Raw genomic sequence first — 24,717 nt, 5'->3', positions numbered from 1 at the left:
TTCGAGACCACAGACAACGGCAAAAAAATCCGATAGCCGCCTCCGCCAGTAGACGCCCTGACGCTTACATACAGTATAGAAGGCGGCATTTGCTAGCTGTCGATGTGACGTTGCCTTTTGTATGCCGCGACGCCGCATATGGCATGCAAAATCGCATTTGGCGCTCTCGCTTGGAATTTGCGAATTGTGTGTCACACAGTGCGAGACTGCAAAAAACGTCTAGTGCGGCTAATCAGTGCCGGTGCATAACCGCGCGCAGTGAATTTGCCCGTGACCTTCAAACGGTCGGTTCAATGCGTATGCTGCATTCAATCGACCAAATGCAGAATGCAAATTGACGCGGCGCACGAGCGGCTCAAGGGAACCAAACGCCACCAAAGCACTTGGCACAGACGAAGTGCAACGGCCCATTGGCATTCAAAATCCAATGCGCCTATCGAACGATGACTACAGGCGGGCGATAAACCGGCGGCGCATAGATCACGCGCGCGGCCGGCGCCACGACATAGGTCGGCGCGGGCGCCGCCACTACGACCGTACGCGGCGGCGGCACCGCGACGGGCGTCACAACCACCGCATGTCCTGGCACGTAATAAGTCGGAGCAGGCGGAGGCGCGTAGTAATAAACCGGGCGCGGCGGTGGCGCGTAAATCACCGCGGGCGCAGCATACGAAACGACGACTGAAGTTCCCGCCCATGCGCTCCCTGCGCAAGTGAGGGCAAGGGCGGCAAGAGCGGAGATACTGAGCAGACGAACTTTCATGGCGATGTCCTTGAGTCTTGAGAGGAAGGCGGCGACCAGCAATGCCGGCCAGCAGAACGATATCGAACGACCGCGAAAAACGTGAGCGCAAACATGTTTCACTGGATGTCGAGAAAGACTTGCCGGGCGATGCATGACACATGGCGACATGATTCGTCGTTTCCCCGAGATTGCCTTCGCTACGCAGCTCAATAAAATGTCGTCACTGTCTGGCTGCATCGAATTTACGGAGAACCGACATGCAAAAGATTCCACGAGCGTGCGTGGCCGGCATTCTCGGCTTCACAATCGCCACGGCGGTCTTCGCACAAACCGCCACGCAGCCAATGGGCGCAAGTCCGCATATCGAGCAGGTCATGCACGGTCTGCAGACGCGCTTCGCAAGCGCCAACACCACGCACGACGGCAAGCTCACGCGCGCGCAAGCATCGTCCAGCATGCCGATGGTGGCTCGACATTTCGACGAAATCGACACGCAAAAAGCCGGCTACGTGACGCTGCCGCAGATCGAAGCCTTCATGCATCAGCATGCCGCGCAACGCTAACGGAGATCGCCGATGGAAGCACTTCCGAAAATCATCGTGCTCGACGACGAAGCCGAACTGCGCAACATGCTGCAACGTTTCCTCACATCGCAAGGCTTCGAGGTGCGGGTCGTGGAAAACGGCAAGCGGCTCGACCGCTATCTGCAACGCGAACCATACGACCTGCTCGTACTCGACTGGATGATGGAGCCGGAAGACGGCCTTTCGATATGCCGGCGTCTGCGCACCGAAGGACACACGCTGCCCATTCTCATGCTGACGGCCAAGGGCGATCCGGTGGACAAGGTCGTCGGCCTGGAGACAGGCGCCGACGACTATCTCGCCAAGCCCTTCCTGCCGCAGGAACTGGTGGCGCGCGTGCGAGCGCTGCTGCGCCGTCAGAAGATTGCAGCGGGCGATCCCACGCTCACCTCGCAAGTACTGCGTTTCGGCGAGTTTCGGCTCGATCTCGGCAAGCAGCAGATTACGCGCAGCGGTAATGCATTCGAAATGCATTCCGCGCAGATGCAGTTATTGCATGCACTTGGATCGTCACCGAACCGCGCCGTGAGTCGTGACAACCTCATCGCCCGCACGCGCGGACGCGATCACGATGCACTCGATCGCAGCATCGATGTCCAGGTGCTGCGTCTGCGCCAGCTCATCGAGGAAGATCCGGGCAAGCCGCGTTTCATCAAAACGGTATGGGGCGTCGGCTATATGTTGCTTGCGGACGTGGAAACGTGAGCCTCGCGCCGCGGTCCCTTTTTGCACGCAATATTCTTTTGCTCGTGGCGCTGGTGGCGGTGAGTCAGGTATGCGCGCTCGCCGTGCTGCTCCATTTCATTCAGACGCCGCGCATCGAACGGGCGGCGACCACATTCGCGGCCTACATCGAGACGCTCGATACCCTTCTGAAAGCAAGCCCGCCGCAAGCATCGAATTCCATCGCCGCTCATCTCGAAGTGCGCGCCGCCCTGCCCGAGGACGCGCGCGAGACGCCCGAAGAGTCGCGCTTGCGCTTCTATCGCACGTATCAGCGTCAGACTTTCATCGATAGTTTGCGAGCGCATCTGCCGCCAGACATGCTAGTGCGCTGGGAAAGCGGCGCGACGGCGGCGGATGGCCAGCAGCGCCTCTGGATACGTGCGCATCTGTCCGGCGAGCCACGCTGGGTCGCCCTGCCCGTGCCGGAAGCCGCGCACGACGACGGCCTCGCCACGGCCCTGCTGCTATCGCTCGGCCTTGGGGCGCTCGCAATCGCGACCGCGTATTTGATCCAGCGGCATTTGAATCGCCCGCTCGAACACCTCGCCGATGCCGCGCGGCGCCTCTCTGCCGGCGATGAACCCGGCGTCTTGCCGATAGACGGCCCCACCGAGATTGCCCAGGTTAGTCGCGCGTTCAACCAAATGAGCGCTGCCCTGAGCGAAGCGGACGCCACGCGAGCACTGATGCTCGCTGGTATTTCGCATGACATCCGCACCCCGATGACGAAGCTGCGCCTTGCGATGGCAATGTCCTCGGCGAGTGCGGCGGACGCTCACTTCACGGCATCGGCGGAAGGTTATCTGGATCGGATCGACAGCATCCTCCAGCAGTTCATGGACTATGCAGGGAGCGGTGCCAAGGAAGCGCCGGTCGTGGGAGACATAAACGCATTGATCTCGAATCTGGCAGCGGATTTTGCGGGCCTTGGCCAGGAGTTCGCGCTTACGCTCGAGCCCATAGAGCCGTTCGCCTTCCGTCCCATCGGCATGATGCGCGTACTGATGAATCTGATGCAGAACGCCATACTCTATGGCGTCGTCGGACTCGAAGTGCGTAGCTGGACCGATACGCGATTGCATGCTGCATGCATTGTGATCGCGGATCGCGGCAAGGGGCTTGGCGGTCAGGACCCGGAAGCGCTCAAACAGCCGTTCAAGCGCGGCGGCGGCGAGGCGCAGCCAAAAGGCACGGGATTGGGTCTGGCGATCGTAGAGCGCATCGCTCGGCAGCACGGCGGAACGCTAGTTTTGCGGGCACGCGATGGTGGTGGCGCTGAGGCGTGCATTGTCTTGCCGCTTGGTATTTAAAATTCATGCGCGGCTTAATAGTATTTTGCATTCGTTCTCCGGTGAGCCCATACTGTTCTCGTAAGATGAAACGGTCGCGCAGCAGGACGAAATATCAAACTGCCTGCGGGTGCCTATGGCTCGCGCCTACACCCCTTGAATCAAAAATCGTCAGCCGGTTGCCATCGACGCTCCAACTTGAAGACGCTATCAATCTGAATGGATGGACCGCGCATATCGTCGACCGAATACCCATAGCGAATCTGAGTTGCTGCAGTGCAATGAGCGTGTTCGGCGTGTAGGTCCGGTGTGGGGCACGCAGGCATGCTGTTGGGGCGCGGGCTGACGAGGTAGTGCATTCATCGACAACGCAAAAATACCGCCATGCCTCCGAAGCGTCAGATTGGCGTACTAAGCTTCACCATCGTGCAGGAGCTGAGGTCGGCATCGCACTTGCTTTAAGTTGACCGCGTTGTTGTGCGCCGCAGCACTCATGGCGTGGAGCCATACAGCACCGACCGATTTGCGATTTCTTTCGGCTTATCGAACCGATCGCCAGTATCGCGCTCGAACCAGACATTGCGCCTAAACCCGCGAGTGTTTAAGTGCGTACCGAATACAAAAATAGCAAAGACACGTATTGCAGCGTGGCGCGCGACGCCACCGTTCAAATCGAAGACGCTCATGGCCAGCGCGAACAAGCGCTCGAGCGTCCCGTCCGCCAAATCGATGTAATGGAGGAAGTCATGCGTATCACCGTCAAGCTGGATGGATTCGAAGGCGCTCAATCGGCCGCCTACGCCATTTTGTGGCTCGACAGAGAATCCAGCCGCTGGTCACGCGAAGGTCACCAATCGATGGACGTGCCTGATTGGGGCGGTCTGACCAAAGGCGCGGGCGACACCGTGATCTGCGGGCAGGATGCGCCGCAACCGATCTGCGTGCTCGAACAACTCGATTTCGACGTACCGGGCGGTCCGCCCGAAGGGCTCGCCGGACGCGCGCTCTGGTACACCGATCAATCCGGCGCACAGAGCGAGGGACGCTGGCACGTGCAATGTATCGACCGCGCGCAGATCAAGGCGGAGCACGGCGTATTCGCTGGCGAGGAGGTCAACTGGACCGCGCTCTGAAGCGGGCAGGCACGACATCTCGAAGATAATGGGTCGCCGTTCGATAGCGGCATGAGCGGCCTGACGAAGATTGTCGTGCAAATCGCAATCGCAATCGCTATCGCGCGGTAATTGGAAAACTGCGTGGCGGTCGAACACCATGCCCGTGCCGCGCTGGCCAACGAAACGAAGACCACGCGGACCGTCGTAACACCCCCCTCGCCTCCGATCCCGGCCGCCAGTCGCGCGGCCTGTCAACCGTTGCTCTATTGCGTGCTCGCTGCGACGCGACGCGCCTTGATTTGCATTAAGCATCCCGACAGTTGGTCGTTTGAATGCAATCGCTCTGGTGTTTTCCCTTGCCCCATTTAGCACGGTTAAATTGGTAGTATCAGGGGCCGGGCCGCGCGTCGAGAAGACGTGGCACACGGCGCACGTTGCCGCGCGATCGAATGGCTCCATGCATGAGAACGCGCTCCACCGAACGACCTGGGAGGCAAGATGAATCAGAAATTCAGCGATCCGTTCAGCCAGTTTGCCGCCATGTTTCAGCAGTATCAGCTTCCCGGTTTCGATGTCACCGCGATCATGGAATCGCGACGCAAAGACGTCGAGGCGCTCGCGGCCACCAATCGCGTTGCGTTCGGCGGCATCGAGGCCTTGCGCGACAAGCAACTTGAAATCTTGCGGCGCACGCTGGGCGATCTAGAGGATATCGCCAAGCAAATGGCATCGTCGGCCGCGAAACCGCCGTTCAACGCCAACGAAGTCGTGCAACGGGCATTGCACAATGCGCTCGCCGATATGCAGGACATCGCCCGCACCACGCAGCAGACGCAGGCCGAAGCCTATGCGCTCGTCACGAAGCGCATGGAGGATGCGTTGCAGGAACTGAAGGCGTCGGTCAACAAACCACAAGCTTGATCGCGCGAGATCAGCTAACGGTCCGGTGAGCCGTCGCTTACGTGGCGACGCTCACTTCTTCGCCTGCGTCGTGATCTGGAACATGTCCACGACGACTTTATCGCGTCCGTATTTGCCGGTGAGCGCCGTAAGACGCCTGTCGAGTGCGCGCAGATATTCGCTCTTCGCTTCGCTGTCCGGGCGGATGGCATCGAAGAGCGGCGCGGGCGTCACGGTCAATACGATCATCTCCGAGCCGAACGGCTTGCCGACGACCCAATCGCCCATCGAGCCGAGTGTGGCCGCGTAGTTTGCAGGCGCCTGGTTGTCGCGGGATCTTTCGGTCGGCAGCAAATGCACCACGCTGCCGTCGAGCATGAAGTAATCGACTGTGACGTAGGACTCGAACGCGGGCGTCATCAGATCGACGATCAGCGGATCGCCTTCGGTCAGGCGCAACTGGTTCGACCGCGTATGGACCGATGCCGGATGTCCCAACTGCCGGTTCGCCGTCCAGTAAGGCGCGAAGACTTTGAGCAGATCGCATTTGTCGTCGACGACTTGCTGCACGCCGAAGTTGGTGGTCTTCACGCCGGGCACGCGTCCAAGCGTGTCCTTCAAACGCGCGAGCCCGTATTTCTCCGATATGAAACCCTGCACATCGACCGTCTGATCGTGAACCGATGCGACGAGCGCCGAACACGGCGCGCTCGCCAGCACCGGCGTGACCGCGGCCATCGTAAGCTGCGGCGCGGCGGCGACGGGAACGGCAGGCGTTATCGCGACCACCGACGCGCTCGCTTGCGGTTCAGCGCTCGACGGTCTTACTGGTTCGACCGGACTTGCGCTCGCGTTCGAGGGTGGCGCTTGTTCGCTGTTTTTTGACCGCTCGAAGAAGTAATAGCTCGCGCCCGCAGCAATGATCGCCGCAACCGCCACGGCTCCGATCGCAATCCTGGGGCCGCCTTCGCGCTTCGGTTTATTGCTTGCGGGCGCAGCGGCAGGCGGTTCGCTAAGCTCATCCAGGAACTGCGTGACGCTCGGCGTTCGCGCCTCGCGTTCGAACGCCAGCGCGCCCTTGAGCGCCTTCCACTGCTTGTTGCCCAAATTCTCGGGCCGCTGCGGCTTCATGTTGGCGCTCTTTGCCTGCAGCGCGGGAACGCGCTCGAACGGATGCTTCCCCGCCAGCAATTCGTACGCTATACAGCCAAGCGCGTAGATATCGTCACGCGGATCGGGCTCGCGATGCTCGAGCATCTCCGGACTTGCATAGGCAGGCGTGAGCGCGCCCAGGCTGCCGGGATCGAAGACCGTGGCCTCGCTTTCGTCCTCGGGGCGCGTGATTGCACGCGAAATGCCAAAGTCGATCACCTTCACTTCCGCCGTATCGGTGAGAAAAACGTTCGGCGGCTTGAAATCGCAATGGACGAAGCCTCGCTCGTGCGCGTATGCGAGCGCGTTCGCCATGCCCTTGAAGATCGGAAACATTTCGGCAAACGGCAGACCCTTGAAGTTCGGGTTCCGAAGCATTCTTGAAAGCGGCTGGCCGGAAAGATATTCCATCGTCAGATAGACGATCGAGCCATCGCGATCGAAATCGTACACGGTCACGATGTTGCGATGCGCGAGTTGCTGCGCCTTGCGCGCCTCGCGCTGCAGTGCGATCAGCGATTTCGGGTTGCCGCGAAATTGAAGATTGAGAACCTTGATCGCCACGTACGGCCGTCGATCCGACGCTTCCAGCTTGCGCAGATCGAGCGCTTTGTAGACCGTTCCCATCCCGCCGATGCCGAGACATTCTTCCAGCACGAAGCGATTGTTCAGCGTGTCGCCGACACCCTTGACCTGAACGACTTCCGTGAGCACCTGCGTGGCGTGGCCGGACGTCGATGCGCTCGCGTCGCCCGATGCGCGCGGCGGCAAAGGCGCCGGGAAACCCGGCGTGGTCTGCACGCGCGTCTCGTCGCGGCCGGGCGCGAAGCCGGTGCCGAACTCTGTTTCGGGATGAGCGAGCGCCACATGTTCGATGCGGCGTCGAATGGCAACGTAGATATCGGGTGGTAGAGGCCGAGCCGCGTGCTCCTCGTCGAGGATCTCCATGAGCCGCTTGGCCGGAGTTCGTTCGATGGCGAGCGCGCCATCGACCCCGGCAAAGAACTCGTCGCGCGACCCGCCGTCGCCCCGATATGTACGAATCGCCTGCGCAAAGCTTGTCATCTGTGCGACGCGACGCGGCTCCAAATCGACCGACAATTCACTTGTCGTAACAAATACCCAGTAATCGCTTGATACTAGCCTCCGCATGCGCCTTACGCAAATGGCGTTTTCGATGATGCGCGGCATCGCGCACATGTCGTTCGGATACCGACATGTTTGGTTCGGGTGTTGGTTCGGTTAAGTCAGGTACAGGCTTTTGCGTCTTATTGCGCGCGGTTGGCCAAGCGGCTCGTCGCTGCGTAAAGCACGTCACACATGGGGTCCGTCGATTCGTTCATGCCAAGGCGTTCGACTGGCATACCTGATGCATGACATGACCGGAAAGGGTACGACGTTGCACTCTCGATCAGGCATGGTGCATTCAGTGAATCACGCATGCATCATACAAACGGCCAAGGGTTTCACCCCTCCGCCGTCTTGCCGCTTGGCACATCCGGTCAGAATGAAACGGTCGCGGCATCACGAGTAGCCTTGCGTGGCAGCGTCAGACGAAATGCATATACTGAATGCGTTCTGCGTTCGTCGAATGTGCATGCTGCATGCAAGGTAAGTTCGACGCGCCGCATCTGACCGGAATCGGCGCGGCTTCATGCTTCTCACTTTTTGGAGGACACAGTCATGGCCATTGTCAAAATCAAGGATCTCGCGGACAGCATCGAGTTGGACCGTCAGGCAATGACCGCGATCACGGGCGGTGCACGCAACGGTGCCCGTCCGCTCTTTCGTATCAGGCCAAAAGCGAACGCGAATCGCGTGGTCGATTATCCAGGCGTGCCGGTGAACGATGTGCCCGCTGAAAAGCCTGGGCCATTCACGACCAAGATCGTGTCGAAGAAGTAGCGTTTGAGGACATAGCGCTTACGTCCGTCGATGTTCGCGGGGTGAACGATTAGCGTGCTGCTTATGCATTGAAGCAAGCAGCAACGCGAGGCACGGTGGTCGTAATACAAAATGCCACCGCGCTGCGTCATGCATGCAAAATGCCAGCGGGCGGTGCGTCAACTACGCACCGTCATCCCGATCGTGCCCATTCCGCCCGTCAATGGCGTACCGATCGACCGCCCGCTCCGCTTCACAAGCGCAAGCCTGATACGTTCGCGTGTATCGCCATCGAAATCGCCGAGATATCGCGTCTTACCGGCCACGACCGCCCCAACCGGCAAGCCATCCAGAAACAACACGCGATTGCCCGCAATCGCCGGCACTTTCTCGCCTGGCAGCAACGTGCCCACGAGGTTCAGCGGATCGACCGCGCCAAGCGCGACGAGCGCGCCCTCTTTCGCCCGCCTGCGCACGTCACGCAACAGCGGCACCGCATCTGGCAATGCAAACTGCTCACCCGCGAGGCCCGCAACAAAGCGCCCGCCGCGAATCTCGCCACGCGCTTCGAGCCGATGATAGACACGCAGCAAATCGCGCCACGGCGGCAGCCACTGCGCTTCGCGTTCGAGCAGTCGCCAGAACACGACACCATACCGGCGCAACAGCGCAAGCGCGACGTGCTCGATGTCCTCATCATCGTTGGAATTGGCTCGACGCAAGAGCGCCCAGCGGCCCGCATCGTCCATCCCGCCGATGAAAAGCCCGCCGCGACGCTGCCGCCGCGCGAACACATTGCGCTTGGCGGCCGGCGCCAGAAGCGCGCGCAAGCCCGCAAAACTGTCCGCGTTGACGAGGCCCAGCGCGACTAGTTCGCCGAGCCCATCTTCGAGTTCCGTGCGCAGGAGCCGTACATCGGCGAGAAGTTCGTCGAAGAACATCGCGCCGTGCGTGCTTAGGGCCTCGAACACGCGTTGCGCGCGCGACGACAACTGCGGCGCTTCGTCGGGGCGCATCAGCGTATTCCATGCCCCCAAATGGCGACGCGGCAGCAGCACGATCGGCGTGCCGCGCACCGGGCCACCCGTCGCGCGCGCACGGCCGGCCGGACGCGTCCACACGATCTTGCCCGCACGGCAAGCCTCGTCGAGCCACATGCCCGAGTAATCGGCGATGCGCGCCGGCAGGATGTCATCCTCCCACGCCACGGCGGGCGCCTCGAAACCTTCGAGCTGTTCGAGCACGCCGAGAAGCGCATCGCGGCCTTCGCCGTGAGAATCCGGCGCGACGCGTTGCCATTCGAACAGGAAACGCATGAAATCCTGCCGCTCCACGGGTTCGATTTCGCGACGCAAACGCCGCACCGTGTAGCGATGAATCCGCGCCAGCAGATGCCGCTCGCACCATTCCTCGTCTTTAGCCGCGGGCGTGAAGCGGCCACGCATCACATAGCCTTCGGCTTCCAGACGCGTCAACGCCGAAGCCACGCTCGACGCAGGCAACGCAAGCGGACGCGCAATTTCCGGCACCGTCAGCGGACCGAATCCCGAAAGCCGCGCGCGGACGATCTCGACGAGCGCGTCATCTTCAGTCCAGGCATGGTCGAAACCGGGCGGCGGCTGCAGTGCGGGATGCATCGGCGCATGCGTATAGACCGCGCGCAGGCAGGCAAGCCGCTCCACGGCGATCCACAGCGCGTCGTGCTCCGCAATCTGCAAGCGCGTCGCACGCCCGGCGCGTGCGAGCGCGTCGAGCCACGCTGGCCAGCCGTCGCAACGCGCCGCCTCGCCATGCGCGATGCACGCGAGACCGGTCAGCGCTTCGTGCATCTCATCGGCGCTCGTCACCGCGGGCCAGGCTTCCGCGCGCACGCTTTCGATGGCGTCGGCATCGAGCGCGCCGAGATCATCGGTCGATTGCGGATCGGTCCAGCGGCGCGCCAAGACAGCCTGCGTGCGGCGCTCTTCGAGCGGGGCGTCGTCCAGAAAAGCATACGGCCGCGCCGACAAGATCTCGGCGGCAAGCGGCGACGGCGCGGGCAACTCGCGTGTGACGAGCCGCACATCGCCCGTTTCGATACGACGCAAAAGTGCCAGCCAAGCCTCGCTGTCCATCGCTTCGTGCAGACAGTCGTCGAGAGTCTGCTCGACCAGCGGATGCCGCGGAACCTCACGCTCGCCCGCGATGTTTTCCGCGCACGCGACCTGATCCGGGAAAACGGCGGCGAGCAAGTCCTCGCTTCGCATGCGCTGCAACTGCGGTGCGACTTTGCGGCCGCCCGAATAGCGCGGCAAGGCGAGCGCGTTGGTCGCGTTCCAGCGCCAGCGCACGCCGAAAAGCGGTGCGTCGAGCAACGCCTGGATCAGCACATGTTCCGCGCTTGCCGATTTCAGATAACGCCAGACTTCATCGAGCGCGAAGCTGTGGCTGCCCGTGAGCGACAGGACGATGGCATCTTCCGTCGCCGCCGCCTGCAGTTCGAAATTGAAGGTGCGGCAGAAACGCTTGCGCAACGCGAGACCCCACGCTCGATTGACGCGGCTGCCGAACGGCGCGTGAATCACGAGTTGCATGCCGCCGGATTCGTCGAAGAAGCGCTCCATGACGAGCGTGTCCTGGGTCGGGAGCACGGTCAGCGCGGCGCGTGCGCGTGCGAGATATTCGACGATCTGACGCGCGGCATCGGCGCCGATGCCTTCGGTTTCATCGGCGAGCCATGCGATGGTGGGAGCTAGCGAGTCGCTAAGTGCGTCTTTCGCGCTGTCGGCGTTGCGCGCGTCCTTCGCCGCGTTCGCCGCGTACGCGTCATTGGCGCCATGCGCGAGGCTTAAATCCTTCGCGCCCTTGGCCCCGACACCCGCCAACCGCGCATCCACCCCCGCCCGCAACCGCGCGATCGCGAAGGAAAGCTCACTGCTGCGCCCCGGCGCCTCTCCAAGCCAGAACGGAATGTTCGGCGGCTGACCATTCGCGTTCTCCACTCGCACCCGGCCACCTTCGATCCGCATGATCCTGTACGACGTATTACCCAACTGAAAGATGTCTCCAGCCAGACTCTCGACCGCGAAGTCCTCGTTCACCGTGCCGATCTGCAAGCCCTGCGGCTCCAGCAGCACGGCGAAGTCGGCGTTGTCGGGAATCGCGCCGCCGGAAGTCACGGCCGTCAGCTTGCCGCCGCGCCGTCCGCGCAACGTGCGGCTCACCGCATCCCGATGAACATACGACGCGCGCACGCCCTGCCGCCCCGTATAGCCCTCGGCGAGCGTGCGCACCACTTCGTCGAAGCGGGCGCGCTCGAGCGTCGCGTACGGATACGCACGCCCGATCAGCTCGAACAATTCATCCTCGCCCCATTCGCGACAGGCGACCTCCGCCGTGATCTGCTGTGCAAGCACGTCGAGCGGCGCGCGCGGAATGGAAAGCGCGTCGAGTTCGCCACGCCTCACGCAATCGAGCAAGGCCGCGCACTCGATCAGGTCGTCGCGCGAAGTCGGAAAGAGCCGCCCTTTCGGCACGCCGCCGACGTGATGCCCCGAGCGCCCGACGCGCTGCAAGAATGCGCCGATCGATCCTGGCGAGCCGAGTTGGCAGACGAGATCGACATCGCCGATATCGATACCCAATTCCAGCGATGCCGTCGCGATCAACACACGCAATTCGCCGCGCTTCAGGCGCTGTTCGGCGGAAAGCCGCTGCTCGCGCGCAAGGCTGCCGTGATGCGCCGCGACTGCGTCCCGGCCAAGGCGCTCGGTCAGATGCCGCGCCGCGCGCTCGGCCATGCGTCGCGTATTGACGAACACGAGTGTCGTGCGATGCATGCCGGAAAGCTCGGCCAGCCGGTCATAGACGCGCTCCCACATGTCGTTCGACATGATCGCTTCGAGCGGCATCGGCGGCATTTCGAGGGCGAGATCGCGGGCGCGGACGTGACCGACATCCACGATCTCGCACGGCTTTCCGACGCCCGCGAGAAACTTCGCGACGAGCTCGATCGGCTTTTGTGTCGCCGACAAACCGACGCGCACCGGCCGCGCCGCGCCGCGCGCCTCGCACAACGCATCCAGCCGTTCGAGGCTCAGACTCAGGTGCGAGCCGCGCTTGCTGCCCGCCACGGCATGGATTTCATCGACGATCACCGTGCGCGTGGTCGAAAGCATCGCCCGGCCGGAATCGGACGACAGCAGCAAGTAAAGCGATTCAGGCGTCGTCACGAGAATATGCGGCGCGCGCTTTCGCATGGCGCTGCGTTCCTGCTGGGTCGTGTCGCCCGTGCGCACGGCGGCGCGTATCAGCGGCGCGTCGGGGCCAAGCTCGCGCGCAATGCCCGCAAGCGGCTCTTCCAGATTTACGCGAATGTCGTTGGACAAGGCCTTGAGCGGCGACACATACACCACGCGCGTCTCGTCGGGCAGCACTTTGCCGCTTGCCGCGCTTTCCACGCCTTCGCGCACGAGTTCATCGAGCGCGGCGAGAAAGGCCGTCAGCGTCTTGCCCGAGCCAGTTGGCGCAGCCACGAGCGTGGAACGGCGCGCGTGGATGAGCGGCCACGCGCGCGCCTGCGCGGCGGTCGGCGTTTCGAAATGCGCGCGAAACCAGTTGACGACGGCGGGATGAAAGCCCTTCAGGGCGTCGGTGCGGGTCATGCAGTCATTGTATGAGGGGTTTTGAAACTGCGTTTATCAGGCTTTTTCGGACGAATCCCATGCGAGAAAGGTAGGCTGTCACTGATCCTTACGGCTCCGCGCTTCTGGCCATTTCTACGTCTTATGATCGTCATCAGTCTGCTTTTCGACCATGCGCCTGCCGCGCTTGCCAATCATCGGCGTTATGCGCGCGGGCATGGTTATCGGCACATCGAAATCGATATGTCCGAAATCAGCGGCTGCAGCGACGAAACACGCTGGATCATCAAATACGAAACGCTGCTGCATCAGCTCGGCTTGGCGAATGAGGACGAACTCGTCTTGCTGTTGAACGAGAATGCCGCGATTCTCAGGCCGCTCGCTTTGCCGGAACTCATGCAGGGCCGCGACTGGCTTCTAACCTGCATCGAGTCCGATCTGCCGCAACTCGACATGCAAATTTGGCGCAAGACCGAGCACGTCATGCGTGAGTTGTTCGAGATAGTCACGCGATGCCGCAATGGCGTCGTGCTTCCGAAGGAAGAAGCGCTCCTCTTGCAGGCATTTGCGTATTGTCCGTCGCGGTATCGCGTTGGTGATGTCATGGCTGTCGTGCCCGCCTCCACCAACGTCGAGAGCGTCTGGGCGCACTGGTCTGCTTTCTCGGTCAAGATTTGTGACCAGAAGCATCATCGGCGATTCCGCAATGCGCTCCTCGAACATATCAACGACTGCCAGACGCGCGGCCTGCCACTGCTTTCGCTAAACGACACCGGCATTACCGATACATCCGCCGTCAGTATTCGACAGCCGAATCGGTCGGTCGCGATAGTGACGCTATACACGCCGAACATCGCGATTTACGGCCGTATTGCCGAAGCCAATTTCACGCGATACTGCAAACGCCACGGCTATACACTTTACGTGCACCGCGAAATTCCCGCGCATCTGAACGACGGTAAAACTTCGGGCAATTGGCTCAAGGCGGCCTTACTGCGCGAAACCCTCCCGAATCACGAATGGATTTTCTGGGTCGACGCCGACGTGCTCATCAAGGACATGAACCGGCCGCTCGAATCCATCATGCACGACAAGGAAGCGGTGTTTGCACGCGATATCGGCTATTGGCGCTTCAATTCCGGCATCATGGGACTCAAGCGCACCCAACGTAATTACGATTCGCTTCATCGCATACTCGAAGCGTGCAATTGCATCGACGACAAATCCACTGTCTACGCAAATAAGGGCGATCAATATTATTTCAACGCCGAATTTTCCGCGCGCCCCGACTTCGACGCAACGCAGGTAGCCAGTCTTATCGACTTCAACACACCCTGGATTTATCAGCGGCCGACCAGCTTCATGGTGCATTACATCGGCATATGGGAAACCCATAAAGCGCTGCTGATGGACTACGATCTCAGGCAATCCGCCCGCGATTAACCTGCCTCTGCATGCTTGCGGACATCATCTGGCGAACCCAAGTATGATGTTCGCGGCATCGCGTCACACTCCCGCACGGCGCTGCAACTAAAGCGCAACAATAAAGCTCGAACATGGCAAGTACACGCGCCAGGCCGTATCCCGACGCTCGATTTCTCACTTCACCGCAAGGAGATGCAATTGAACGACGACGTCCAAGGCAGGACAGCAACCGAGACGCCTCTTTCCACCGACCTCCTGCGTAAGCTCGACGCATATTGGCGAGCCTGCAATTATCTTTCGGTCGGCATGATTTATTTGCGCGCGAATCCGTTGCTGCGCGAACCGCTCAAGCCCGAACACATCAAACGGCGTTTGCTCGGCCACTGGGGCTCGGACCCGGGGCAATCGTTCGTATGGGTGCATTTAAACCGTCTCATCAAGCGCGACGATCTCAACGTCATGTTCGTCTCGGGCCCTGGACACGGCGCGCCCGCCACGCTTTCCAACTCTTACCTCGAAGGCCATTACTCGGAAATCTATCCCGATCGCAGCGCCGATGAACACGGCATGCAGCGGCTTTTTCGCGCCTTCTCTTCGCCGGGCGGCATCGGCTCGCATTGCACGCCGGAAACACCGGGATCGATTCACGAAGGCGGCGAGCTCGGCTATAGTTTGTCGCATTCGTTCGGCGCAGCCTTCGACAATCCCGATCTGATCGTCGCCACGATGGTCGGCGACGGCGAAGCCGAAACCGGACCGCTCGCCACGTCCTGGCATTCGAACAAGTTCCTCAATCCGATAACCGACGGCGCCGTGCTGCCGGTCTTGCATCTGAACGGCTACAAGATCGCCAATCCGACTATCCTTGCGCGCATTCCCCATGAGGAGCTCGAAGCGCTCTTCAAGGGCTACGGCTACACGCCCTATTTCGTCGAGGGCGACGACCCCGACACCATGCATCAGAAGATGGCGGCGACGCTGGAACATTGCATCGGCGAGATTCGCGCAATTCAAGAGCGTGCGCGCGCGAGCAAGGAAAAGGTGGAGCGTCCGCGCTGGCCGATGATCGTGCTGCGTTCGCCGAAAGGCTGGACCGGTCCGAAAGAAGTGGATGGTCACAAGGTCGAAAATTTCTGGCGCTCGCATCAGGTGCCGGTGGCCGATCCGGCGACCAATCGCAAAAATCTGCAGGTACTCGAAACCTGGATGCGCAGTTACAAGCCCGAGGAGTTGTTCGACGAGAACGGCCGGCTGATCGAGCCGCTGCGCGAACTTGCGCCGGAAGGCGCGCGCCGCATCAGCGCAAATCCGCATGCAAACGGCGGCGTGTTGCGGCAATCGCTCGATCTACCCGACATTCGTGATTTTGCTTTCGAATTCAAAAGCGCGGCCGGGACGTATCAGTCGCCAACGGCCGTGCTCGCCATTTATCTGCGCGAAGTGATCCGTCGCAACATGACGCGCTTCCGCCTCTTCGGTCCGGACGAAACCGCGAGCAATAAACTCGACGGCGTCTATGAAGTTTCGGGCAAGCGCTGGCTTGCGGAAACGCTGCCCGAAGATGCAGACGGCGGCTTCCTTTCCGTCGATGGCCGCGTGATGGAGATGCTCTCCGAACACACGCTCGAAGGCTGGTTCGAAGGCTATGTGTTGACCGGTCGCCACGGTCTTTTCGCGACCTACGAAGCCTTCGTGCACGTGATCGACTCCATGTTCAATCAGCACGCAAAGTGGCTCGAAAAAGCAAAGAATGAGATTGCGTGGCGCGCGCCGGTGCCATCGATCAATTTGTTGATCACGTCGCTCGTATGGCGGCAGGACCATAACGGCTTCACGCATCAGGACCCTGGCTTTCTCGATGTCGTCACGAACAAAAGCCCGGGTGTCGTGCGAATTTATCTGCCGCCCGACGCGAATTGCTTGTTGAGCGTCGCGGATCATTGTCTGCGCTCGCACGATTACGTGAACGTGATCGTCGCGGACAAGCAGCCGCATCTGCAGTATCTGAACATGGAAGATGCCATCGTGCATTGCGCGAAGGGCATTGGCATCTGGGATTGGGCATCGACGGATAAGGGCCACGAGCCCGACGTGGTGATTGCCAGCGCGGGCGATATCGCGACCATGGAAGCGCTCGCTGCCGTCGAAATTTTGAAGGCGCAATGCCCCGATCTGAAGATACGCTTTGTCAATGTCGTCGATCTTTTCAGGCTGATGCCGGATACGGACCATCCGCATGGTCTTTCCGATCGCGACTTCGACTCCATTTTCACGCGTGATAAACCGGTCATCTTCAACTTCCATTCCTATGCGTCGCTCGTGCACAAACTCACGTACAACCGCACGAATCACGACAATTTGCACGTGCATGGTTACTGCGAGCGCGGCAACATCAACACGCCGTTCGAGCTTGCGATCATCAATGGCGTCGATCGCTTCTCGCTTGCCATCGACGTGATCGACCGCGTGGAACGTATCTCCGATACCGCCGCGCATACGAAGGAATGGCTCAAGAATCAGATCATCGAGAGCGTGCAGTATGCCCATGCGGAAGGTATCGACCGCGACGAGATCCGCGAGTGGACATGGAAGGACTGACACCATGACACAGGGCATTCTCGTGTTGAACAGCGGCTCGTCTTCGCTCAAGTTCGGCGTGTTCATGGCGAACGACGGCGATGAAGAGGCGTGGCTCACGGGCAGCGCGAAGGGCATCGGCCGCGACAACGGTTCCTTGACGATGCGTTCTTCCGACAAGCAGATCGATGTCGCGCAGGACCATCTGATGGAGTCGCAGTACGACGCGTTGCAGCGTGTCGCCGATGCCCTGCGCGAGCATATGCGCGAACCGCTTGCAGCGGTCGGGCATCGCGTGGTGCATGGTGGACCGGATGTGCGGGAGCATCGCGAGATTACTGCCGCGCTCAAGGACACGTTGCGCGACGCCGTGCCGTTTGCGCCGCTGCATCTGCCGCAATCGCTTGCCCTCATCGACGAAGCGCAGGGCATCTTCACTGGCATACGGCATTTTGCATGCTTCGATACGGTATTCCATCGCACGATGCCGGAGCGCGCGACGCGTTATGCGTTACCGCGAGAGTTTGCCGAGCGTGGCGTCATGCGTTATGGATTCCACGGACTGTCGTATGAATCCATCGTCAACGCGCTTGGCGCGAAGCTGAAGCCGCGCACGGTCATCGCGCATCTTGGCAGCGGCGCGAGCCTGTGCGCGTTGCACAATGGCCATTCAATCGATACGTCGATGGGGATGACGCCCACCGGCGGCATTCCGATGGCGACGCGCAGCGGCGACCTCGATCCCGGTGTGCTGATTCATCTCTTGCGCCAGGAGTCGCTTGACGCGGATGCGCTGGAGACGCTCGTGAATCGGCAAAGCGGTCTCAAAGCGTTATCGGAATCGGACGACGATATGCAAACGCTGATCGAACGCCGCGATCACGGCGATGCGAACGCAACGCTTGCCATCGACGTGTTTTGCACGGCGATACGGAAGACTATCGGCGGGTATGCGGCTTTGCTCGGCGGGCTGGATGAGATCGTGTTCAGCGGAGGAATTGGCGAGCATAGCGAGGCGGTTCGTGCGCAGATTCTCGATGGGCTTTCGTTTCTTGGGGCTTCGCATCGGGTCGTGGAGACCGACGAGGAACGGCAGATTGCAAGGCATTGTCGGCGGTTGCTTGATGCGTGACTGGTTGCATTTTGCATGCAGTGTGCCGTCGGATGGTCGGCGGCATTTTGCATGCAGAATGCAGCGGACAAGACGTAGATCTTTAGGTTGCGTGCACTCGTACAAGCAACGCAACGCGCTAACCACGATCCGATTGCACGCCGAGTTTCTTTGACTTTTGCATGCAAAAGGCTGCACAACGTGAAAGCACCAAGCGTGAAGAACGGCCACGTGTCGACAAATCCCATTCTGCATTCAACGTACCGAATGCAGCATGCAATAGGCAAAGCGCCCGGTGAACAACCATCGCCGGGCGCTTCTTCAACCTTCCTCGGACCACCTTGGTCCTATTTCTCCGAATGATCCCTTTGCCGCAACGACTGCGGCAGCCCATACAAGAGCAGCAGCGCGCAAATCAGGCTCATCGCACCGATGGCATACAGCGCAGGCGTCGTGCTGCCGGTGACATCACGAATACGTCCGACCATCACCGGACTCACGATGCCTCCAAGCTGTCCAAGCGTATTGATAAGCGCGATCCCGCCCGCCGCGCCTGCTCCCGTCAATAGCTTGGGCGGCAACGCCCAGAACGCCGGAATCGATGCAATCACGCCCGCACCCATCACACCGAGCGCGGCGATCAACAACGCCGTCTGCTTGTCGAACACGCCGGCCGCGAAGAAGCCTGCAGCCGCCATCAGAAGCAATACACAGACGAACTTGCGCCGCTCGCCGGAGCGATCCGACATGCGCCCTACCACGACCATGCAGATCGCCCCGCAGATATAAGGCACCGCCGTCAACAGACCGATGATCGTCGGATTCTCCGTCCCGGCGGCGCGAATCAAATGCGGCGCCCAGAAGTTGAGACCATACGATCCGACTTGAATCAGAAAGTAGATCAGTCCGAGCATCAGAAAACCGGGTGTCTTGATCGCGCCGAAGAGCGAGTGCCCGGAGTCCGTGTGCTGGCTCTGCGTCGCGATTTGGCTTTTCAGGTAAGTCTTCTCGGCGCCCGTGAGCCACGCGGCATCGTCGATACGATCTTTCAGCACCTTCAAAACGAGAATGCCAAGCAGCACGCAAGGCAGGCCGCCAAGCAGAAAGAGCCAATGCCATCCGGCGATACCGAACACGCCGTTCATATGCCCCAGCACGAGACCGGACAACGGGGCGCCAAACAAACCCGAGAACGCCGATGCAAGAAACAGCAGCGACGTGATACGTCCGCGATAGCTCGCCGGAAACCACAGCGTCAGGTAGTAAAGCACGCCTGGCGCAAAGCCCGCTTCCATCGCGCCGATGATGAAGCGCAAGCCATAGAACTGCCACTCGGTCTGCACGAAAACCATCAGCGCCGTTGCGATACCCCATGAAATCATGATGCGCGCTATCCATCGACGCGCACCGACTTTGTAGAGCAGCAAGTTGCTCGGCACTTCGAAAAGCACATAGCCGATCACGAAGAGACTCGCGCCGAGACCGTAGGCGGTATCGGAGAAACCCAACGTGCTTTGCAGTTGAAACTTCGCGAAGCTGATATTGATGCGGTCGAAGAACGCGAACAGATAACACAGCATGATGAGCGGCATGAGCCGCCATGCCACCTTGCGGATGATGTCCGCGGTATTGCCTAGCGCTTGCTCACGCGGCGCACCTACGCTCAAGTCACTCATGTTTGTCTCCTTGCTCGAAGCAAAGTGGCCGGATTGTTTTGTGATATCCGGTCGTATGGTTTGTCGTCGATGATTTCAGATTGCGCGCACGTAATCGGGAACGGGATGCAGGTCGCAGTTGCGTCCTGCCTTCGCGACTTGTCCCGGCACGTCATGGCCGACGAGCGCAGGCAAAGTGCGTGACAACGTGATGAGCTTCTGCAAATCGACGCCTGTGGGTATGCCCATCTCGTCGCACATGTTCACGAGGTCTTCGCTACAGATGTTTCCCGATGCACCCGGCGCGAATGGACAACCACCCAGGCCGCCGAGCGCGGCATCGAACCGGCGTGCGCCTGCGTTGTATGCGGCGAGTACGTTGGCAAGGCCTAGCCCTCGCGTATTATGAAAATGCAACGTCAACGCAGCGGCCGGCACTTGCTCCAGCACGCGCGTAACGAGCCGCGCGACCTGTCGCGGATTCGCCATGCCCGTCGTATCGGCAAGCGTGATGCCATCGATACCCAACTCGCGATATGCCCGCACGATCGACACCACGCGGTCTTCATCGATATGCCCTTCGAACGGACAGCCGAACGCGGTGGCAACCGTTGCATTGAGCATGGCCTTCGTACCTTGCGCGAGCGCGACGATATCCCCGAAGCCCTCGAGCGATGCCTCGCAACTCATGCGCATGTTGGCGCGATTGTGCGTCTGGCTTGCAGACATCACGAGGTTCAGTTCGTCGGCGTTCGCATCGAGCGCACGCTGCGCGCCCTTCACGTTCGGCACCAGCGCGACATAGATCACGCCTTCTTGACGCTCGATGCCCTTGAACACGGCCTCGCCATCACGCAACGCAGGAATGGCTTTCGGCGATACAAACGAGCCCGCTTCGATGCGCGTGAAGCCGCACGCCGAGAGACCATCGATCAATGCAATCTTGTCGGCAGTCTCGACCCATTTCGATTCGATCTGCAAGCCGTCGCGCGGCGCGACTTCCTGAACGAGCAAACGATCATCGTTCATTGAACCGCTCCTTCGGCACGAAGCCTTTGCACTTCGCTTGCATCGAAGCCGAGCGATTCCAGCACCGATTGCGTATGTTCGCCAAGCGTCGGTCCTTGCCAGCGCACTTCGCCTGGCGTATCCGACAGTTTCGGCACGATTCCCGGCATCTTCACCGATGCACCGCCCGGCAAGTCGGCCTGCAGCAACATATCGCGCGCCTGGTAATGCGCATCGTCGATGATGTCCGCAACGGAATAGATGCGTCCCGCAGGGACTTCCGCAACGGCGAGTGTGTCGAGCACATCGTCCATTGCATGATGCGTGGTCCACGCCGTGATGGCTTCGTCGAGCATCGCACTCTGCCGCACACGACCATCGTTGTGCGCGAGCGCAGGATCGTCGGCGAGATCGGGGCGGTCTATCACGTTCATCAGACGCTTGTAGATCGGGTCGCTGTTGCCTGCGATCACGACGAAGCCGCCGTCCTCGGTCCGATAGGTGTTCGATGGCGCGATTCCCGGCAGCGCGCCGCCGCTGCGCTCGCGTACATGCCCGAGCAAATCGTATTCGGGTACGAGGCTCTCCATCAGGTTGAAAACACTTTCCACGAGCGAGACATCGACCACCTGACCGTCGCCTTGTCCGGTCTTGACGCGCAACAGGGACATCAACGCGCCGATCACGCCATGCAGCGACGCGAGTGAGTCGCCAAGACTGACACCGACGCGCGCGGGCAGGCCATCGGCATCGCCGGTTGTATACCGAATGCCACCCATCGCTTCGCCGATTGCACCGAAGCCCGGCCGGTCACGATACGGGCCCGTCTGACCGTAGCCGGAAATGCGTACCATCGTGAGCTTCGGGTTGATTGCATGCAAAACGTCCCAGCCAAGGCCAAGCTTTTCGAGCGCGCCCGGCCGCATATTTTCGATGACGACGTCCGCATCCGCCGCAAGACGCTTGATGACGTCCGCGCCTTCCGGCGACTTGAGATTCACGCACACGGATTTCTTGTTGCGCGACTGTAGATACCACCAGAGTGACGTGCCTTCATGAAGCTTGCGCCATTTGCGCAACGGATCGCCGCCGTTGGGGGTTTCGATCTTGATGACTTCGGCGCCGAATTCGGCCAGCATGCGCGCCGCGAAAGGCGCCGCGATGAGGGTGCCGATCTCGATGACGCGAATGCCCTTGAGGGGTCCGCTCATGGTGCTTGTCTCCATTTATGATTTGCTTGAGACAAGCTTATTGGCGAACGCTCGACCGCGTCCAACCGCATTTTGGCAAGCATCGTTCGCGGATGACGAACGCTCGCTTATGTGCCCGCTTCCACCGATCGCAAATGATCGAACAAAAGACGGCTCACTGGCGACAAGGCGCCCGTATCGCGCACGACGATCACGAGGCTGCGCGCGGCCCACTCCTCGTCGAGCGCGACGGCAGCGAGTCCAAGCTGTCGCCCCATCGCCTCGAACACGCGATGCGGCAACACGCCCACGCCCATGCCCGCCTGAACCATGCGGCAAACGGCATCGAAGCCCGGCACATGAATGCGCAGCCGCAACGCCTTGCCAGCTTGCCGCGCGGCCAGATGCGTGCGCATATTGATGGAACTGGCCGAATGCAGGCCAATATGGTCGAAGTCGAGCGTATCGGCGAAAGTGACGTGCTCGCGTTGGCTCAGCGGATGATCGCCCGGCGTCACGATCACGAGACGGTCATGGCGGTAATGCGTGGATTGAAGTCCGCGCGTGTCGGCATCGCCCGAGCAAATGCCGAGATCGACGAGACTATCCAGCACGCCTTCCACGATGCCGCCGCTCGGCCGCTCCTCCAGATCGATCTTGATCTGATCGTGCACGGTGATGAACGCGCGCAAATCTTCCGGAAGGAATTCGACGATGGCGGAAAGATTCGCCATCATCCGCACATAACCGCGCACGCCGCTCGCATGTTCCGCCAGTTCGATGCCGATATTCTCGACATCGCGCAACACGCGGCGCGCATGGTGCAGTAGCGTTTCGCCCGCGGGCGTGAGCTCCATTCCACGCGCCTTGCGCTCGAACAACACGGCGCCGACCGCTTGCTCGAGTTCCAGCAACCGCTTGCTCGCCGCCGAAACCGCGATCGCTTCACGTTCCGCCGCGCGTGTGAGCGTGCCTTCCTCGAAAACCGCGAGAAAGAGTTGCAGCGTGGTGAGGTCGAGGCGCCGGAGCAGGTTGCGAGAGGTCATGGCATGGTGCTTCAGCGCGCGTACTTGAACGTGCCTTGCGCGCTCGCAATCATCACGCGCTCGTCTATCCACGCTTCGCCGCGCGCAAAGTAAACCGAGCGGCCTTGTCGCTCAAGGAATCCTTTGGCGACCACCTTGTCGCCAATACCTCGATCCAGATAGTTGACCGTGAGCGAAAGCGTGAACCCGTGGATGGGCGTGGAACCGCTCGTGAAAAGACCCGCGTAACCGCAGGCGGCGTCGAGCAAGGTAGCGATCGCGCCGCCCTGAAGAATGCGTTGACGGTTCAAATGCCCCGCGTGAATTGGCATATTGAATTCTGCATACCCGGCGCGCCATGCCGTAAGGGTCGCGCCAAGCGCTTCGAGAAACGGATTGTCCAGATCCAGGTTCGCCACGTTTGCGGATCTCCTTGCATCGTCGATGCTTGTGGGTGCTGCGCGGGTTTGGAATATTGCATTCGATTGTGCCATCGAGGCGCGCAACGTGCCGCCACGTTGGGTTTCTCGCGCACATCAAAAAACCCGCGCGAGGCGGGTTTTGAAGAGGTTGTTCAAGTCTTAAGCCTTCATTTGGTCGGCGCAACTGCGCGCAAAGCGTCGATTCGGCTGACGAGCTTGAGATACCACGCGAGCATGGCAAAAGTCGCGAGCTTTGCCAAAGACTCGACGCTGGATAAGAACGCCAGCCATGGCGCATGAACGAATTCGGCAGGCAAGTCAGGTACGATGGCCAGCACGCTCGTCAAGCATACAAAGAGCAGCAGATAGCGCGCCGACTTGCGTCCGGCAAGCGCAAAGGCTGCGATAGCGCCGAGCATCGCCTTCGAAAAGATGACGCCGGCAATCTCCTCCGTGCTGCTGTTGGCGTCGATTTCCCAAGGCGCCTCGAATATCGACCATGCAACGACTACACACGCCGACGCCGCAACCGCACGGCGCAGACGATCCGCGTCCGCCACGAGATCTTGAAGCGAGCGCTTGCCTGACGGCGGTTCGAACGGTGGCGTGACAGGCAGCTCGAACGCGACCGGCGGCAAGTCGGCTGGTCTGTCGCGCATGCGCCGGGCGGGCGGCGACATCAGTTCCAGTGGCCCGGGATCGTCACCGCCGCTCATGACACGCTCGCAAAACATGCGGTTGCCGAGCGGTCAAATCTTGCCGCTCCCCGATATCTTTCATTGGAATTCTCCATTCACAAGCGTCAGCGTAGGCGATCAAAAAAACTCGCTCCACGTTCTCACGCGACGCCACATTGCCAAAATGCGTCAACCGCGATTTTCTAGCTTGCAATGGAAATAATTTTCCAGCGCCGATTGATGCGCGTGAATCGTGGAAGCTTAATGACCTGAAGCGATCATAAGCAAAATCCTTTTCTCGCGTGAATGGCTTTTTCTATCGGGCAGAGTTGCGCTACGCGTGCCATAAAGCGTGTCGCACGCGCAACGAATCGGAAAAGAAAATGATCAGTTATACCCGCGAATCACGCAGGATTTTTGTTCCTCTTCGGTTTTCTCGCCTGCAAAACGACCGCAGATTTCCGCAACATACTGTGGTGCGCCGCTGACCTGGCTGGACTTGTGACACACCGGGGCAGTTGTTGCCGACGCGGTGTCGGCTTCGTCTTCCAGCCATTGTGCGAGCCGGGCGCTCATATAGGCTTCCATGTCTTGTCTCCGTACTAAAAAC

The 24,717-nt window shown here is 60.6% G+C and carries 20 protein-coding genes; 9 read left to right on the top strand and 11 right to left on the bottom strand.

The features are described from left to right. Window positions 1-433: 433 nt before the first annotated feature. A complete protein-coding gene (locus NCT04_RS17750; RefSeq protein ID WP_244828327.1) occupies window positions 434-763 on the bottom strand; it encodes a hypothetical protein in 330 nt (109 codons plus the stop codon). Between the two features lie 239 nt (window positions 764-1,002). Here NCT04_RS17750 and NCT04_RS17745 point away from each other — a divergent pair, with 239 nt between their 5' ends. The 3 genes from NCT04_RS17745 to NCT04_RS17735 are packed head-to-tail and all read left to right on the top strand — an operon-like array spanning window position 1,003 to window position 3,365. After that, window positions 1,003-1,308, top strand: coding sequence for an EF-hand domain-containing protein (locus NCT04_RS17745; protein ID WP_244828329.1), 306 nt, complete (start codon window positions 1,003-1,005; stop codon window positions 1,306-1,308). A gap of 12 nt (window positions 1,309-1,320) precedes the next feature. Further along, window positions 1,321-2,034, top strand: coding sequence for a response regulator (locus NCT04_RS17740; protein ID WP_250466845.1), 714 nt, complete (start codon window positions 1,321-1,323; stop codon window positions 2,032-2,034). Continuing rightward, on the top strand, window positions 2,031-3,365 hold the full coding sequence (locus NCT04_RS17735; RefSeq protein WP_250466843.1) for an ATP-binding protein: 1,335 nt from the start codon (window positions 2,031-2,033) through the stop codon (window positions 3,363-3,365). The genes NCT04_RS17740 and NCT04_RS17735 overlap by 4 nt, the downstream gene beginning before the upstream one ends. A 470-nt stretch (window positions 3,366-3,835) precedes the next feature. On the opposite strand, the gene NCT04_RS17730 is transcribed toward NCT04_RS17735, so the two are convergent. Continuing rightward, on the bottom strand, window positions 3,836-4,030 hold the full coding sequence (locus tag NCT04_RS17730) for a hypothetical protein (protein ID WP_250466841.1): 195 nt from the start codon (window positions 4,028-4,030) through the stop codon (window positions 3,836-3,838). Between the two features lie 60 nt (window positions 4,031-4,090). On the opposite strand from NCT04_RS17730, the gene NCT04_RS17725 reads away from it, so the two are divergent. Continuing rightward, window positions 4,091-4,477, top strand: a complete 387-nt coding sequence (locus NCT04_RS17725; RefSeq protein WP_244828335.1) for a DUF3564 family protein — start codon at window positions 4,091-4,093, stop codon at window positions 4,475-4,477. Between the two features lie 480 nt (window positions 4,478-4,957). Next, on the top strand, window positions 4,958-5,380 hold the full coding sequence (gene phaP / locus NCT04_RS17720; protein WP_244828337.1) for a phasin family protein: 423 nt from the start codon (window positions 4,958-4,960) through the stop codon (window positions 5,378-5,380). A 51-nt stretch (window positions 5,381-5,431) separates the two neighbouring features. Here the strand turns inward: phaP and NCT04_RS17715 are convergent, their stop codons facing one another. After that, entirely contained in the window at window positions 5,432-7,576 is a 2,145-nt protein-coding gene (locus NCT04_RS17715; RefSeq protein ID WP_250466840.1) for a serine/threonine protein kinase, read from the bottom strand. 618 nt (window positions 7,577-8,194) lie between these two features. Between NCT04_RS17715 and NCT04_RS17710 the strand changes: the two genes are divergently transcribed. Continuing rightward, window positions 8,195-8,416 carry a hypothetical protein gene (locus tag NCT04_RS17710; RefSeq protein ID WP_250466838.1) on the top strand — a complete coding sequence of 74 codons (222 nt, stop codon included), beginning with the start codon at window positions 8,195-8,197 and terminating at the stop codon, window positions 8,414-8,416. A gap of 158 nt (window positions 8,417-8,574) precedes the next feature. Here NCT04_RS17710 and NCT04_RS17705 read toward each other — a convergent pair whose 3' ends face one another. Then, window positions 8,575-13,038: an Lhr family helicase gene (locus NCT04_RS17705; RefSeq protein ID WP_250466836.1), complete on the bottom strand. Its 4,464-nt coding sequence runs from the start codon at window positions 13,036-13,038 to the stop codon at window positions 8,575-8,577. 123 nt (window positions 13,039-13,161) lie between these two features. On the opposite strand from NCT04_RS17705, the gene NCT04_RS17700 reads away from it, so the two are divergent. From NCT04_RS17700 to NCT04_RS17690, 3 genes are all read left to right on the top strand, one after another. Beyond that, window positions 13,162-14,460 (top strand): glycosyltransferase family protein, encoded by a 1,299-nt coding sequence (locus NCT04_RS17700; RefSeq protein ID WP_250466834.1) that lies wholly within the window; start codon window positions 13,162-13,164, stop codon window positions 14,458-14,460. A 180-nt stretch (window positions 14,461-14,640) separates the two neighbouring features. Beyond that, window positions 14,641-17,040 carry a phosphoketolase family protein gene (locus tag NCT04_RS17695; RefSeq protein WP_250466833.1) on the top strand — a complete coding sequence of 800 codons (2,400 nt, stop codon included), beginning with the start codon at window positions 14,641-14,643 and terminating at the stop codon, window positions 17,038-17,040. Window positions 17,041-17,044: 4 nt separating this feature from the next. Next, complete coding sequence (locus NCT04_RS17690) at window positions 17,045-18,151, top strand: acetate/propionate family kinase (protein WP_250466831.1); 1,107 nt, start codon at window positions 17,045-17,047, stop codon at window positions 18,149-18,151. Between the two features lie 326 nt (window positions 18,152-18,477). Here the strand turns inward: NCT04_RS17690 and NCT04_RS17685 are convergent, their stop codons facing one another. From NCT04_RS17685 to NCT04_RS17655, 7 genes are all read right to left on the bottom strand, one after another. After that, window positions 18,478-19,806 carry an MFS transporter gene (locus NCT04_RS17685; RefSeq protein ID WP_244828349.1) on the bottom strand — a complete coding sequence of 443 codons (1,329 nt, stop codon included), beginning with the start codon at window positions 19,804-19,806 and terminating at the stop codon, window positions 18,478-18,480. 75 nt (window positions 19,807-19,881) lie between these two features. Next, window positions 19,882-20,814: a hydroxymethylglutaryl-CoA lyase gene (locus NCT04_RS17680; protein ID WP_244828352.1), complete on the bottom strand. Its 933-nt coding sequence runs from the start codon at window positions 20,812-20,814 to the stop codon at window positions 19,882-19,884. Beyond that, complete coding sequence (locus NCT04_RS17675) at window positions 20,811-22,004, bottom strand: CaiB/BaiF CoA transferase family protein (protein WP_250466830.1); 1,194 nt, start codon at window positions 22,002-22,004, stop codon at window positions 20,811-20,813. The genes NCT04_RS17680 and NCT04_RS17675 overlap by 4 nt, the downstream gene beginning before the upstream one ends. Window positions 22,005-22,111: 107 nt before the next feature. Then, window positions 22,112-23,029, bottom strand: coding sequence for a LysR family transcriptional regulator (locus NCT04_RS17670; RefSeq protein WP_244828354.1), 918 nt, complete (start codon window positions 23,027-23,029; stop codon window positions 22,112-22,114). An 11-nt stretch (window positions 23,030-23,040) separates the two neighbouring features. Next, window positions 23,041-23,427 (bottom strand): PaaI family thioesterase, encoded by a 387-nt coding sequence (locus tag NCT04_RS17665; RefSeq protein ID WP_250466828.1) that lies wholly within the window; start codon window positions 23,425-23,427, stop codon window positions 23,041-23,043. Between the two features lie 170 nt (window positions 23,428-23,597). Further along, a complete protein-coding gene (locus tag NCT04_RS17660; RefSeq protein ID WP_250466826.1) occupies window positions 23,598-24,146 on the bottom strand; it encodes a hypothetical protein in 549 nt (182 codons plus the stop codon). A gap of 348 nt (window positions 24,147-24,494) precedes the next feature. Then, window positions 24,495-24,695, bottom strand: coding sequence for a hypothetical protein (locus NCT04_RS17655; RefSeq protein ID WP_244828357.1), 201 nt, complete (start codon window positions 24,693-24,695; stop codon window positions 24,495-24,497). Window positions 24,696-24,717: the final 22 nt, after the last annotated feature.

Origin of the sequence: Caballeronia sp. GAFFF2, assembly GCF_023631485.1 — a bacterium.
GTDB lineage: Bacteria > Pseudomonadota > Gammaproteobacteria > Burkholderiales > Burkholderiaceae > Caballeronia.
This window is presented reverse-complemented; position numbering and strand designations above follow the sequence as displayed.

What these genes read in the sequence shown, in the direction of transcription:
- NCT04_RS17705 (WP_250466836.1), bottom strand. Translation starts at nt 13,038, where the DNA reads ATGACCCGCACCGACGCCCTGAAGGGCTTTCATCCCGCCGTCGTCAAC.
- NCT04_RS17750 (WP_244828327.1), bottom strand. Translation starts at nt 763, where the DNA reads ATGAAAGTTCGTCTGCTCAGTATCTCCGCTCTTGCCGCCCTTGCCCTC.
- NCT04_RS17725 (WP_244828335.1), top strand. Translation starts at nt 4,091, where the DNA reads ATGCGTATCACCGTCAAGCTGGATGGATTCGAAGGCGCTCAATCGGCC.
- NCT04_RS17715 (WP_250466840.1), bottom strand. Translation starts at nt 7,576, where the DNA reads ATGACAAGCTTTGCGCAGGCGATTCGTACATATCGGGGCGACGGCGGG.
- NCT04_RS17670 (WP_244828354.1), bottom strand. Translation starts at nt 23,029, where the DNA reads ATGACCTCTCGCAACCTGCTCCGGCGCCTCGACCTCACCACGCTGCAA.
- NCT04_RS17745 (WP_244828329.1), top strand. Translation starts at nt 1,003, where the DNA reads ATGCAAAAGATTCCACGAGCGTGCGTGGCCGGCATTCTCGGCTTCACA.
- NCT04_RS17690 (WP_250466831.1), top strand. Translation starts at nt 17,045, where the DNA reads ATGACACAGGGCATTCTCGTGTTGAACAGCGGCTCGTCTTCGCTCAAG.
- NCT04_RS17730 (WP_250466841.1), bottom strand. Translation starts at nt 4,030, where the DNA reads ATGAGCGTCTTCGATTTGAACGGTGGCGTCGCGCGCCACGCTGCAATA.
- phaP (WP_244828337.1), top strand. Translation starts at nt 4,958, where the DNA reads ATGAATCAGAAATTCAGCGATCCGTTCAGCCAGTTTGCCGCCATGTTT.
- NCT04_RS17700 (WP_250466834.1), top strand. Translation starts at nt 13,162, where the DNA reads ATGATCGTCATCAGTCTGCTTTTCGACCATGCGCCTGCCGCGCTTGCC.
- NCT04_RS17655 (WP_244828357.1), bottom strand. Translation starts at nt 24,695, where the DNA reads ATGGAAGCCTATATGAGCGCCCGGCTCGCACAATGGCTGGAAGACGAA.
- NCT04_RS17680 (WP_244828352.1), bottom strand. Translation starts at nt 20,814, where the DNA reads ATGAACGATGATCGTTTGCTCGTTCAGGAAGTCGCGCCGCGCGACGGC.
- NCT04_RS17675 (WP_250466830.1), bottom strand. Translation starts at nt 22,004, where the DNA reads ATGAGCGGACCCCTCAAGGGCATTCGCGTCATCGAGATCGGCACCCTC.
- NCT04_RS17660 (WP_250466826.1), bottom strand. Translation starts at nt 24,146, where the DNA reads ATGAGCGGCGGTGACGATCCCGGGCCACTGGAACTGATGTCGCCGCCC.
- NCT04_RS17685 (WP_244828349.1), bottom strand. Translation starts at nt 19,806, where the DNA reads ATGAGTGACTTGAGCGTAGGTGCGCCGCGTGAGCAAGCGCTAGGCAAT.
- NCT04_RS17740 (WP_250466845.1), top strand. Translation starts at nt 1,321, where the DNA reads ATGGAAGCACTTCCGAAAATCATCGTGCTCGACGACGAAGCCGAACTG.
- NCT04_RS17710 (WP_250466838.1), top strand. Translation starts at nt 8,195, where the DNA reads ATGGCCATTGTCAAAATCAAGGATCTCGCGGACAGCATCGAGTTGGAC.